The sequence below is a fragment of the Rhizobium sp. Root274 genome (assembly GCF_001429245.1).
Taxonomy (GTDB): domain Bacteria; phylum Pseudomonadota; class Alphaproteobacteria; order Rhizobiales; family Rhizobiaceae; genus Allorhizobium.
This window is the reverse complement of sequence record NZ_LMJE01000011.1, coordinates 138,018-150,787: the sequence shown is the minus strand read 5'-3', so window position 1 is coordinate 150,787 and position 12,770 is coordinate 138,018. Positions and strand designations below refer to the sequence as shown.

The following is a 12,770-nucleotide window of genomic DNA, read 5'->3' as shown; positions in this document are numbered from 1 at the left end:
CCATGAGCAAGCCGCCTATTCGAGTGGGATTCATCGGCCTCAACCCCAACAACAAATGGGCAGCCACCGCCCACATTCCCGCGTTGCGCTCCCTTGAAGAAGACTTCGAGATTATCGGCGTCGCCAACCGCACCCTGGAAAGCGCTCAGCGCACCGCACAAGAACTCAACCTAAAGTCCGCCTTCGCAAGCCCGGCAGAGTTGATCGCTTCGCCAGACGTCGATCTGGTCGTCGTCACCGTCAAGGTGCCTCACCACTTCGAGCTCGTGTCTGCTGCGCTGAAGGCAGGAAAGCACGTCTACTGTGAGTGGCCGCTCGGCAACGGCCTCGATGAGGCGCGTGAACTTGCGGCAATGGCACGTGAGACCAAGTCAGTTGCCGTGATTGGAACGCAAGGACAGACCGCAGCCGGCGTCGAAGAACTGAAGGCTCTAATTGCCGACGGCTACGTAGGCCAGGTACTCTCCACCAGCATCATTGCCTCTGGCGGCAATTGGGCCGGGCAGACCACAGCAGACTCCTACTACCTGTCCGACGGTGCAAATGGAGCCTCCATGCAATCCATTGCCCTGGGCCACACCCTTGTTGCCATTCAGCATGCCTTGGGCAACTTCGATGCGGTCGATGCCACCTTCGTGCGCAACTTCGACACCGTGGAAATCAGCGATACGGCTGAGGTGTTGCCGAAGGACGTACCCGATCAGGTCATGGTGCAGGGTCGCCTGGCGAACAGTGCGGCAATCTCGATCCACTTCCGTGGCGGCGTTTCTCGCGGCACCAACTTCCTGTGGGAGATCAACGGCACCGAGGGAGACATCCAGGTCACTGGCGACATGGGCTATCCTCAGATCGTGAAACTGTCGATCACAGGCGCACGCCTTGACGATCGCGTACTGGCACCGCTCGAGTGCAAGCGCAACCGCTCGCCTGCCGAAAACCTATCGCCGGCCGCCGACGCCGTAGCCGAGATCTACAAGCGAGCCGCCGCTGACATTCGCAATGGCACTCGAACAGCGCCGACCTTTGACAATGGAGTGGCTCTGCACGAGCTGATCAACCACATCGAAGTCTCAGCTGCTGCGAAGCAGAAAGGCGTCGTGCTCTCATTTGACTGACCGTTGCTTCAAAAAGAACGGGAATGGCGCCTACCGAACGACCTTGACTATTTTGGCGCAAGTGCTTCAGCCCGCGCTTGCTTTTCGCGAGCTATATAACCAGGAGAGCGTAATAAACACCCTATACGCGCTTTACTGGGATATAGAACTACCGCAGCCAAACCAGTGAGCGCTGCAGTCGCCGCAGACCTTATATCTAGTTGACACAAGAAGCTTGCCCTCCTCCACCCTATGCAGAATTCCCGAGCCAGCTCTCTGGTTCACGCCAGCGGCTGTGCGAGCCTGCGTTCCGATTACTGCAGTGATGCCTTGTCGCTTCGCCAATCGGGCAAACTCCCGCACCTCATCGTGCATTAGAGAATGCAGCGCAGCAAGGTGCGCGGAGTTGCCCGTTGTCTGTCGGGATTTACTTGACAAAGCCTAAGCCAATTTTTTGGTTAGGCATGCTCGCTCCTCCATAAACAAAACGGTAGCGCTGCTTTCTGTCCTGCACACGGCACTGCTCGAAGACACATCCACGCCCGACACGAAGTCCGCATTTATCTGCCGTCGCGCGCGAGCCAGGGCTTTGCCGATGTAAACAAGCGGCTTAACAATAAGCCACGCATATTTCATACCGATCAGTACGCTACCTGCGTATGCTTCTGGACATTGCCTGTCAAGGTCCTTATGTACCCCTTGGTATGAAATTAACAGCCTAGCTGTTTAGAAAAGCGGGTGCAATGGAAGGATCGTCAATCATGGGACGTCCACGCGAATTCGACCTTGGTGAAGCGTTGGAAGCAGCACTGCGTGTCTTCTGGAGTAAGGGTTATGAAGGAACATCATACATCGATCTGACCAAGGCGTGCGGTGTCGAAAAGCCAGCACTTTATTCCGCCTTCGGAAACAAGGAGGCTCTCTTCAAACGCGTCGTGAGCGTGTACATTGAACAGTACCAGTCCTTCATGTCAGACGCGCTCGACTTGCCGGCGATAAGAGATGTCATCGCGCGCATCCTTTACGGGTCTATCGAGCTGAACACTCGCTACCCCGAACACTCTGGATGCTTGGTAGTCAACGGCGGCACGGCAGGTACAGATAGTGCTGACCCGATTCGACAGGTTCTGATCGAGGCCCGACGCGCTGCCATGGACCGTATCGCTGTACGTTTTGAACGCGCCAAGAAAGAAGGAGAGCTGCCACAGCAAACCGATTCAGAGGCATTGGCGACCCTTGTGACGGCTTTACTTCATGGGATGGCGATGCAGGCCAAGGCTGGTTTCAGCCGCGCAACTCTTGAGCGCGCGGCTGATCAACTGCTGTCTAGCATTCCGTTGGATCGCCGTTAGTTATCCCAATTCCGTCGCACACGCTGATGACGAGTCGCCACTCATCGGTTAGTGCTAGAGTGGCCAGTCAGAAGAGTGCCAATGCTCACCGAGCAATGGTCATTTTCCTATTGGCCATCGAAATCTAGCGTAACGACGACGTCACTGCACGAACCATCGTTTCGGTTGTCAGCTTCGCCTTCAATCGCAAAAATTAGCTGAAATTCAACTTTGTCGCGCCCCGCGTCGTTTGCGTAATTTTCGGACAATGATTCTCCCCCTTTGGTCCGTCTGCCCCGCAATTGCTGGCCACCTTTCGCCAAGCCATGCTTGCCACTGGGGAGGGGGGAGTAGATTGCGGCGTCGCCTGTTGCGGCGACCCAAAGCTTGGAGACAACGGGCCTAGCAGCGATGTTTGAATGAACGCGCAGAGAAGCCACTTCATGCAGGCGGCGGGCGGCGCGCCGGTACTGCTTTGTCAGCATCGTCCGCCTTGAATGGATTCGAACCACCGGCGCGTTGTTCGAAGGACAAGGCGCTGGATATCTGCGGCCATTATACCTGCTCCGCGGCTCTCTGTAGCAAACCAGCCCGACTTGAGATGACCTTGCAAATTGCACTCAGGATGGGGTGCCTGATCCCCTCGTGGGCCAGTTCTGCAACAAGGGTATCGGCCTCGCTCACAATCCTTTCCGCCATCTGGGCAAGATCGCGGACAAGGATGCGCTGAGAAGATTTGGTTTCGGGCACGAGTGTCGCCCAATGCTTCAACTGGATCGTGTCGGGCACATCGCGGCCACCAATGTTCATGGCGAGCCTCTTTGACAAGCGGGGATAAACAGCCGTGCAAACGACATCGTAGATTGGCGCCAGATCCGGTTCACCGGAGCCATAAAGCAGGGCGTAGTTCTTGCCGTGGGCATCAGCGTTGCCGACGAGATAATGGAAAATCAGCATGCGGATGAATTGCAACCGATCCGCGACAGGTCTAGCGCAGGCCTGGTCGATCAGCCCGAGAGCCCGTTCTGTTCCCGGTCCGCCCTCGGCCTCATACTTCAGCTCCGGCGGTACGCTAAGGGCCTGGCAAAAGTCTTCCTGGTGTCGGCGCTCAATGATGCCGTCTGCAGCCTTCGTCCGATCGTAACGTTCAACCAGGAGAAAGGCAGTCGCCCCGTCTAGGCGTATCTCGACATGAGGTACCCGCAGCTTGAGGCGGGCAGCCAGCCGCATACAAAAATACTCGTTCTCCACCGTGCCTTCCAACGCCTGGATGACCGGTTTCAAGATGTGGGTCGTTGGTCGACCATCTCTCGCCAAGGCAATGGAACCTCCATCGACAATGACCGCCAGCTTATCCTGCGCGCCGGCGAGCGATAAGCGAATGCCCTCGTCTCCACCAAGCAAAGGCCGGGTCCGCAGCCTGCTGAGTATTTCATCCAGACGTTCCGAAGTGAGAATTTCGGCTTTGGACTGGCCGGAAGGTTCCGGCGCCGTGCCGGCGGGATAGAGTGATAAGGCTCCTGCGCATTCACCCCCGATAATTTCCAGTAGCCCGAAAGCATTGCCTGCCGAAAGGCCGAGCGCGCCGGCTAGGCGTTGCCGTGCGCCTTCGTCCGGCAAGAGGCCGGAGAAAAACGGGCGCACCACCTGATCACCAAATGGCTTTTCTTGCAGGGGCATCGAGAAGGAGATCGCACGCGATCGTTGGTCCAGGAGATACGCGCCGTCATAGGCAAAAGTCAGCAGGCCGTCCTCAAGGCGGCCGAGTACGCCTGCCTTGGTATCGCGAAAATAGACGTCCAAGACGCGGGTCATGATCGCGGGCCCTGGCGACGCGCGACCGAAACAACTAGGCCCAAGCCAGCCAGAACTTGCATCGCACGGCCAATCTGGCAGCTCTCTTTGCCGGCCTCGAGTTCACGCAAAAACCGTACGCCCACACCAATCACCCCGGCGAGTTGCTCCTGGGTTAAACCTTGCTGTTTGCGCTCCTGACGGATCAGCATGCCGAGGCTTTTCGTATCTTTGATCTTTTCCATAATCACCCCTATCGGGACGATTATATCACCAGACGGCATGAAGGGAAGACAAAAGAACCGATCGGGATGATTTCAGAATTATTGGCTCCAACGGAACAAAATGGAACCGATCGGGATGAAACTACAGCGCCAGACTTACTCTGGCACTCACTGCTTGAAGCAGTTCTCACGGTGCCATCTCAGGAACTGGGGATGTGGCCGCTCGAAGACCCGGCCAGGCACGATCGCCTTCCCGGTCTTGTTGAGGAGTCCTTGGATGCTTTCAGCATCATTCGCCTGACGCGATATCAGGATATCAAGATCGTCCGAAAGGCCAATCAGACCGCGGTCAAACATCCAGTGTGCGGTGCCCGAAAGAGCAATTCCGTTGGCAAGAATGTCAGGCCCGCTCGCTTCCACCGGCCGGATATGTGCGGCGTCAACCTCCGCTCGGCCCCCGCCATTGATGAGCTTCAACCCCGTGATGGCGCATCGTTTGTCATACGCGTGAAGAACGAGCCGGCGAAACAGCCGATTTCGAACGAGCCGCGACGAGAGTTGCATAACCCGGTCGCGCTCCTGCTCGAACATGAACGGCGCTTGAGCTTCATCTGCAAATCCATCGACCGCATGCCTCACCCTCGGCTCATCCAACCGAGGCAGTTCCGGCTCATGCTCGTCTGTGCCAATCGATACGATGCGGTTGAAATCTGCGGCGGATATCGGCCGGACTGCGGCCTGTGCTCTGCCGGAAATGCGGCCCTCTTCATTCAGCACGCCTCGCTCTATGACACCGTCTGGTCCGCTGAACGGAACGGGATTGATGAAGTCGAGATAGCTGCCGTGTTCGATCAGCGCCAGATACATGCCGGTGGCCTTCGGATCAGGAATAGCCCGTTCAACCTTGGCCACAGCAAAATAGCCGCGGGTCGCTACGACTTTCCGAGGCTCGTAGTAGATAATCCAGTCACCCACACACGCCTGGACACGACCGAGATACTGGCCCGGGAACTGGTATTGTTCAGCCGGGCTATCGTCGTAAATCGAATCTGACCGGTGAATGAAAACCCCGTATCCCATCTGCAATCTGTAGCATGGCCCTCTCGATGCTTCATTTGAAATTTGGGCCTAAGCCGAAACCAGACTGGGAGTCTGGTTGGCCGCAAAACGTATTCTTAAACGTCTATTCCTATTCCGCCCGCGCTCGGCACTGGTGCCGAGAAACGGAATAAGAATATGGTAAAACACGATATTTCATCTCATCACTTTCAACGAAAAATCTCGGACTTCTGCCAAGTGCGCATCGCGCCAGTCGCCTCACAGCGAGTTCTGGAAAGCATTCGGCCCTATCTCATCGATCTTGTGATCCACCGCCGCCCACCACCGATCGTTAGTGGCCGTATGGATTGGGCGGCCATTTGCCAGGCATGCGGGATTGAAGGCGAAATGACCGGGGAGTTGAAAAAGCAGCTGCGTCCAGGTTTGGACGCGATTATCCGCTGGCTCGGAATGCCACCTGTCGCCGAGGACATCCTGTCGGCGAAACCACATGCGAAATCGAAGAATACCGCTCCGCGCAAGTCCGACACAGCCACGCGTTCCAGGCCGCGACAGATCCTCTCCGACAAGTTCCCGGCTACCTCTTCGTCACTACCAAGAGGACCACACCCAAAACCGATTAGTCCTTTTCCTGAACCATTGTTCGAAGCAACCGATGATCCAACCAGCTTCCACGATGCCCTCGTTTATCAGATGCGCCGGTTCGGCGAGAGCTACTGGCAGCTTTACCGCGCCGTCGTTCGCCTGGGCGAGACGTTCGATGACAAAACCCTGCTATCATGGGTGCAGGGTGAGCGGGTACCCCGATCTCTGACCAGCTTCGAGATCCTGTCTCGCATCGAGCAGCGTTACCGACTGGCATCAGGCTATTTCAAGGCCAAGTTGCCGCATCAATCTCGCTCCCTCTATGGCCACGATATGGGAGACATCAGTGCTGCGGAACGGCGGCGCCTTGCATGGCATCTTCCTGATAATTTCAGCAGCTTGCCGTTCTCCAAGCGGGAGGAAATCATCGAATGGGTGCGCCGGGTCATCATCTCAGGCTCAACTGACTATCGTCGCTACCAGGCGGCGGCCACCAAACAGCGTTATGCAATACGATTTCCGGGGATCACCTATGGCGGAGGCACCCTGTCTCCACGACCACAAATGAACCCGGACAGCGCGAGCCACAATCCCGAGGCCTTTGAAGATCCTGATCTCCTGTCCGGCGTCGTCGATGCGCCGCCGCGGTTGGCTATGGAGATGGCCGATCTGATCCGCTTCAAGACATCGACGCTGACCGCAATCGGCTTCCAACGAAATGGAGTTTGGGGAGAGGAAACCGCATCCCAGAAGGTTGAGCATCTCGGACTCATGTTCGGTGCACTCGCTGCCTCACCCGCCAGCGTCGTCAAAGGGCGCGGTGTGCCGCTCAGCCAACTAACCTTTGGCCTGTTGATCTTCCCGGGCGTCTGGGACTGGTACCTCCAATGGCGGGAGCAGCGTCGCGGCTTTTACACCAAATGGGAAGAAGACATGCTGATGGTGGCGCAAGCTCTCACGCGGGCGGAGGTGGGCTGGATCCGCCAGCATCCGGAGCTCCTGAAGAAGGTTCAGCCAATCGAAGGGCTGATCGCGTCGGAGGAGATTGAGTTCGCAGCACGCGACTGGCACGGCGCCTGCGACGCATTCCACCGGCACGCCGCCAATCGCTCGAAGGAAATCCAGCGTGTCATGCGCGTGCATCGCGACCCGTTCGAGCCGATCATGGTGGTTCTTGAAGCAGACAGCCCATTGTCGGAATACCGCAAGATCACAGACGAGATCCTGAAGCGCATGCCTGATGAAAACCGCTATCCTCGGGCAGCAGCCGAAGCGGTCCGCTCTTTCCTTTTGCTGCGCCTCGGCCTGCATCTGGGACTTCGGCAAAAGAACCTTCGCCAGCTTCGCTTATGCCCACGCGGGCATTTCCCGACTTCGGAGCGGCGGCTGGAGGATATGAAATGCGGCGAACTACGCTGGAGCGATCGAGAAAACGGATGGGAGGTCCTCATCCCATCAATCGCGTTCAAGAACTCAGGCTCATCATTCTTTGGACAGAAGCCGTTTCGCCTGATCCTGCCGGATTTGCTCGACCTCTACAAATACCTCGAAGCCTATATCGATCGCCATCGCGGGGTACTGCTCGGTCCAGCAAAAGATCCCGGTACTCTGTTCGTCAAGACGGTAAAGACTACCAGTCTGGACGCGGCATACGATTCCACCAAATTCTATGAAGCCTGGCGAACCGTGATCCAGCGGTACGGCATCTACAATCCCTATACCGGCCGCGGTGCCATCAAGGGCCTGCTGCCGCACGGACCGCATAATCTTCGGGATATTCTGGCAACGCATATCCTCAAGCAAACCGGATCGTATGAACAGGCGAGTTATGCCATCCAGGACACACCGGACGTCGTTCAGCAGCACTACGGTCGCTTCCTGCCCCAAGACAAAGCTGCACTTGCGGCGAAAATCCTCAATCAGGTTTGGGAAGCCGCATAGCCGCTCGGATAAATCGCTGATCGACATTGCCCATGCAGATGCAAACCAGGCCCCGCATCTGCATGGGCCCAGCCGGTCGTCTCCGCCTTGAAAAAGAAACTAACCAATGGCGGTTCTGTCATTTTCTCCAGACATTTGAAAACACTCGATGATTTACTGACGGCGAAGCACCACGCACGTGTTCAGCGGCGACCTGTGGTTTCCTGATCCGCAATCGCCTTGACGACTTCAAAGTCCATCTCAGCACGGGGTTCGATACGGGCGACCTCGCTGGCGACCCGAGCCCAATGCCAGTATTCGTTGGTAAGACCTTGCGCGCGACTGCGCGCGGCTCTTCGCTGCGCCTCGTAGTAGGCGTTGACCGGGTCAGTTGCAGCAAGTCGCCTGGCATCTTCTTGCCAACGGCGGCGGATCGCTCGCCGGCGTTCGATCCATTGCCGCAGGAAACAAGTCATGGCTGACCCCGCCGCGATGCCAGAAGCTCTGAACGGGGTATCCAGATCGCGGAAGTGTCGTTACCGAAAGGCACGGCAGCTCCCTGGAAGACACATATCCCGACCCACGCGCAGATGACCGCATCAAGCATGTCTTCAAACGCCTTCAACTGCCATGATGGGGACTCAAGCGGAGGCAACTGCAAGACCTCAGAGGCGCCTGGTATCTCTTGGTCGAGGCAGGCGACGATCCTTCGCCAGGTTTCGAAGAGTTTGTTGCGGCGGCTGGCAGGGTTTTCCGTTGGCCAGTAATTGCGTGTCTTCCCCTGCTTGTAAGGCAATCGCTTTTCGGCGCGCATCAGCTCGACCAGGGCCGGATGCGGATAGACTTCCAAAAGTCCTGGCGCACCCACCTCTTTCGTCAGCAACCCATATCCGCAGCGCTCGAGGCCGCTCCTCAGATCGTCGCTGATCTTGCCGGGCCTGATCGCACTCGGCGTATGTGTGCTGCAATGGCGGGCACCATAGGCTGCCGAAACCAGATTGTCCGACACGCGCCGTTCAGTAATGGGCTCGCGAGATAGGGGCATATCGACGGCCACGAAATCGACGGGCACTCCAGCGACTCTAGCGGAGGCAGCAAGAAGAGCCGCGGGTTCTGCAACCGAGCCAGAAGGGCGAGACGTGGAGACCACCCCATCCTCCGACTGTGCTATGAGGTGACGATAAGACGGTCCCGTAAAGATCAGACACCAATCGCCGCCTATATCTGAAATCAGCGCGACGCCACTCGGCTGGGTCGCCGTCCAGGCTGCATCAATCCCCAGAATGGTCGTCATAGCACTTCCTGGCCCTCTAAATTGATCTGAATCGATCGAATGCTGTCAGATGTTTGACGGGCGGGTCGGCATCCCAGCGATAGATCTCAGTCCGCAGGAAATGCAGTTCCTCGTGCTGCTGGTCTTCCGATACTTCGATCCACCAGGATTTTGGCCGACCATCGGAACCGTCCGACCACCGGTAGCCCCGCGCTTTAAGCTGGTCCTTCGTGTCGAATGGGCTGTTTTCAGCGTAGATGCGAACACGCGATCGGCGGCTAGCCAGATGCAGTTCGGCGAATGGAGTGCTGGTGGATCGTGGCCGTGTCTGTCCCAGCACTTCCAGCAAGGCGAAGCAGTCATCAACAGCCCGATGTCCGTCATGGAAATAACCCGTCTGTCCAATCAGGTATCCGAGCTTGCTTCCCTCGAAACCGCGAGCCGACCAGTCAATCTCCGACACAGAACAAGCCCAAGCCTTGTTACAAAAGATCGGTGACAAAGCTTCACAGAAAGGTCTGTCAAAGCTCGCGTTGTGGGCTATGATCAGATCTGCGGAATCGACCAGAGGTTTAAGGCACGCCATGTCGATGGTCTGCCCGGCGACCATGTCATCGGTGAGACCGGTTAGGCGTGTGATCTCCGCTGGGATTGAAACACTCGGCTGCTGAAGCCCGCCATATACAGCTGTCACATCGCCGATCTTGCCCGCGTCATCAAAGGTGAAGGCGACGACACCAATTTCAATTATCTCATCGCACCGGTAGTTAAGGCCTGTGGTTTCGGTGTCGAGGATTACGGCCTGCCGTGGAAATTCCGCCCGAGCCTCCGTTACGATTTCTCGGGGTACGAGGTGTCGTAAAACTCGATAGCGGCCTGTTGCGTCCAGATGTCGAGCCATGGCTTCCTCATCCAGATCAAACTCCGCGTTCCGTCGTCTCGGATCGCCCTCCGATTTGGCTTCGAATGCACTTGAAAGCGCAGCAGGAGAGCCGAAGAAATCGAGTTGTGACGCCATCGTGCTCAAATCCTAATATGCCGACACTGCCGCGCCATAGGTTCCCGATTAGCAATTAGGAACTGATGGCGACCCTTTTCTATAGATCATCTCGACCTCTAACCGGAAACAGGTCTTCGCCGCAGCGATGTAAACGGATATGGTGCAGACGGCAAAGCCAACGGACCTTGAGAGGTTCATCATATCGGTCATGATGAGCATCAACTACCGCATCTCCACATACTTCACAGGTCTGCTTGTTCAAATCACCGGCTTTCATCGCCCGCTGCACAGCTAGATGAGCATTGTATTTGCCCGGATTGGCCCGTCGCCAGTTTGCCTGACGCGTGTGAGTTTTCAGCATTGATGCCCCGACAAAGTTAGATGACAACCAGCTCGGCCAGCTTGTCTGCCACCACGGTCATAGTGTCTTCGTCGGTACTCAAGCCGCTACGGGAGGCGAGTAGCGGGCTGATGTTGCGGAGAGCATCGTAAGTGGTGTTATGCACAATGGGCACGAGCTGCTCAGTCGCTAAGAGTGCCGAGAGCTCCTTATCTGCAACACCAGCTGCTGGAAGGCGACGTAGAAGTGCAGGTGTCACCAGCACAATGCCTACCCGGGACTTCGCCAGCCCTTTGTCGATTTCCCGAAGCAGTGAGAAACCTAAAGCGACGTCTTTTTCACTAAACCAGACTGACACACCTCTGGCTTCCAGCAGATCATGAAGGAGCTTAGCATCTCCCTGCCGATCGTCCCAAGCATGGCAGAGAAAAACGTCCCGGAGATCGGGTATCTCGGCGCGCTTTTCAGCAGTCTGGCGGACGGGTGCCAGTGATCGCAGTTCAGTCGGAGTATACAAAACTGAGGAACCGGCTTTGGACCATTTCGCACGAGTGCGGCTCGTCCCACCCCCACCTCCCGACGTTAGCCGAGAAGGGGGCGAGGCCGAAGGATAAGATCCATGGCCGCCTAGAGTGCTGCGGTAGCTGTTATATCCGGAGAAGCGACTGCGACCACGACAAGCTGGGCAATTCGCTGCGGCGCTCGCTGAGCGGTGACCTTCTCGGGGTGCTGTGCATTGAGCCATTTTAAATCCTTCCTCTCGTTGACATGCCGTTTCAGCTGTCCTTGATCGTCGTTCGCGGGTGGGTTTTCCCGTATTTCGTGGTCACAAACCGACCGGAGATAGCGCTGCGAAACGTACCGCCAGTGCTCCCGCCATCCTTGGCTTCCCGCACAGTGGTGCGCGGGCTAGCTTTTCCTTGTTTAGCTGTTACGAACCGGCCGGTGATCGCGCTTCGGAAATTGCTTCCGCCAGCTTTGCCTTTTGCCATGTATCTGCTCCATTCTCTGGGGTCCGCCTATCGGACGCTTCCAAAGATAGGCCCAATGGGTGTCAAAACCTGACACCCATCCAAGGGTATTGAGCCATGCGTTGAGTCCGTACTGAAGTTTAGGGCAGAGAAGGAAAATCGCTTCGCCGGTGATCTTCCACTAAGCTGCGCAGCCCTTGGGGAGCGAGTACTTCGACCGTATTACCCCACTGATAGAGATGCCACGCCATCTCAAGCCAACCAGCGGCATGGAAGCGAACGATGAGGCTGCCATCTTCCTGCAGTTCACTAACTTGATCGGGATGAAAGCAAAACTCGGCAGCTCTTGCCGCAGCGCGGGGATCAAAACGCCAGATGACCTCACCGTACTGTTTTGGATCTTGGTAAACGCCGAAAGATTTCGCCGCATACTCCTGTAAAGAGAAGCCGGGCGCGAAGTTGAAGCTCTGGTCAAGAGTGTGGGCCCTCAAGATGCGGTCAATGCGAAAGTTTCGCATTTCATCACCTCGGTCAGGCTGGCGCGCCACGAGATAACTACGGTGGCCGAGAAGCAGTCCATGTGGTTCAATTATACGTTCGAAAGCGTCCTCTGTTCCATAACAGATCTGCAGGCGGAAGGGACCACGCAACGCTTCGATAACCGCATCCAAAACTGGTGGCTTCAGGTTAACACGAGGACCAGGTCGTGTGACCGACCCCATCGCCAAGAGAACTGCCTCAACGTCGGCCTCGGTACGCAGGGCGTCTTTTGGTGTTAAACGTGCCAGCAAGCCGTCACGTAAGTCCTCGAGCGCTGCGGCGTGACGCACGCGCCCGTCTGCCCGCGCCGCCCGCCCTGCAATTTCCAAGGCTTCGATAACGGTGTCTTGACGCGGCTGAAGTCTATTCAATTGCGGATCAGCAACGCGCCAGCGCCGCCGACGGTCGGGACCATCTATCGTCTCGACATTGGCGAATATCGTCGCCATCGCGTCGGTCATACGCTGCGCCGTCCGATGCGAAACTCCAAATTCATCGCATATTTCCTCAAGTCCTACGCCTGTACGCCGGGTGGCGGCCAAACGTGCCAGCCTGAGCAGATCCTGTGCTTTGGCAAACGACATGTTCAAGTTCCCCGCGTGGACTACGACAGTTATTGACACCCATGTAGGCTATGAC

13 protein-coding genes are annotated in these 12,770 nt (G+C 56.9%); 3 read left to right on the top strand and 10 right to left on the bottom strand.

Features of this window, described 5'->3' with window-relative positions; translation table 11 throughout:
* The first annotated feature begins 2 nt into the window (after positions 1–2).
* Positions 3–1,115, top strand: a complete 1,113-nt coding sequence (locus tag ASE36_RS21105; RefSeq protein WP_062284833.1) for a Gfo/Idh/MocA family protein — start codon at positions 3–5, stop codon at positions 1,113–1,115.
* Positions 1,116–1,855: 740 nt separating this feature from the next.
* Complete coding sequence (locus ASE36_RS21100) at positions 1,856–2,446, top strand: TetR/AcrR family transcriptional regulator (RefSeq protein WP_062284926.1); 591 nt, start codon at positions 1,856–1,858, stop codon at positions 2,444–2,446.
* A 534-nt stretch (positions 2,447–2,980) separates the two neighbouring features.
* Here ASE36_RS21100 and ASE36_RS21090 read toward each other — a convergent pair.
* From ASE36_RS21090 to ASE36_RS21080, 3 genes are all read right to left on the bottom strand, one after another.
* Complete coding sequence (locus tag ASE36_RS21090) at positions 2,981–4,240, bottom strand: type II toxin-antitoxin system HipA family toxin (RefSeq protein WP_062284828.1); 1,260 nt, start codon at positions 4,238–4,240, stop codon at positions 2,981–2,983.
* On the bottom strand, positions 4,237–4,464 hold the full coding sequence (locus tag ASE36_RS21085) for a helix-turn-helix domain-containing protein (protein WP_062284924.1): 228 nt from the start codon (positions 4,462–4,464) through the stop codon (positions 4,237–4,239). Before ASE36_RS21085 ends, ASE36_RS21090 begins: the two co-directional genes overlap by 4 nt.
* Before the next feature lie 147 nt (positions 4,465–4,611).
* The gene (locus ASE36_RS21080) at positions 4,612–5,523 is read right to left on the bottom strand and encodes an HNH endonuclease (RefSeq protein ID WP_062284825.1); all 912 of its coding nucleotides are present in this window, start codon (positions 5,521–5,523) and stop codon (positions 4,612–4,614) included.
* A gap of 156 nt (positions 5,524–5,679) precedes the next feature.
* Between ASE36_RS21080 and ASE36_RS21075 the strand changes: the two genes are divergently transcribed.
* Positions 5,680–8,028 (top strand): hypothetical protein, encoded by a 2,349-nt coding sequence (locus ASE36_RS21075; protein WP_062284822.1) that lies wholly within the window; start codon positions 5,680–5,682, stop codon positions 8,026–8,028.
* Positions 8,029–8,210: 182 nt separating this feature from the next.
* Here ASE36_RS21075 and ASE36_RS21070 read toward each other — a convergent pair whose 3' ends face one another.
* The 7 genes from ASE36_RS21070 to ASE36_RS21050 all read right to left on the bottom strand — a co-directional run bounded on the left by ASE36_RS21070 (position 8,211) and on the right by ASE36_RS21050 (position 12,715).
* Positions 8,211–8,483 carry a hypothetical protein gene (locus ASE36_RS21070; RefSeq protein ID WP_062284820.1) on the bottom strand — a complete coding sequence of 91 codons (273 nt, stop codon included), beginning with the start codon at positions 8,481–8,483 and terminating at the stop codon, positions 8,211–8,213.
* Positions 8,480–9,301, bottom strand: coding sequence for a DUF429 domain-containing protein (locus ASE36_RS22385; RefSeq protein ID WP_244474820.1), 822 nt, complete (start codon positions 9,299–9,301; stop codon positions 8,480–8,482). The genes ASE36_RS21070 and ASE36_RS22385 overlap by 4 nt, the downstream gene beginning before the upstream one ends.
* 16 nt (positions 9,302–9,317) lie before the next feature.
* Positions 9,318–10,298, bottom strand: a complete 981-nt coding sequence (locus tag ASE36_RS21060) for a 3'-5' exonuclease (protein WP_062284817.1) — start codon at positions 10,296–10,298, stop codon at positions 9,318–9,320.
* Positions 10,299–10,377: 79 nt separating this feature from the next.
* A complete protein-coding gene (locus ASE36_RS23080) occupies positions 10,378–10,641 on the bottom strand; it encodes a hypothetical protein (protein ID WP_082511290.1) in 264 nt (87 codons plus the stop codon).
* Positions 10,642–10,657: 16 nt separating this feature from the next.
* A complete protein-coding gene (locus ASE36_RS21055) occupies positions 10,658–11,365 on the bottom strand; it encodes a toll/interleukin-1 receptor domain-containing protein (protein WP_062284815.1) in 708 nt (235 codons plus the stop codon).
* 31 nt (positions 11,366–11,396) lie between these two features.
* Positions 11,397–11,612, bottom strand: coding sequence for a hypothetical protein (locus ASE36_RS22375; RefSeq protein ID WP_082511288.1), 216 nt, complete (start codon positions 11,610–11,612; stop codon positions 11,397–11,399).
* 119 nt (positions 11,613–11,731) lie between these two features.
* Positions 11,732–12,715 (bottom strand): helix-turn-helix transcriptional regulator, encoded by a 984-nt coding sequence (locus ASE36_RS21050; RefSeq protein WP_062284812.1) that lies wholly within the window; start codon positions 12,713–12,715, stop codon positions 11,732–11,734.
* Between the last annotated feature and the right edge of the window lie 55 nt (positions 12,716–12,770).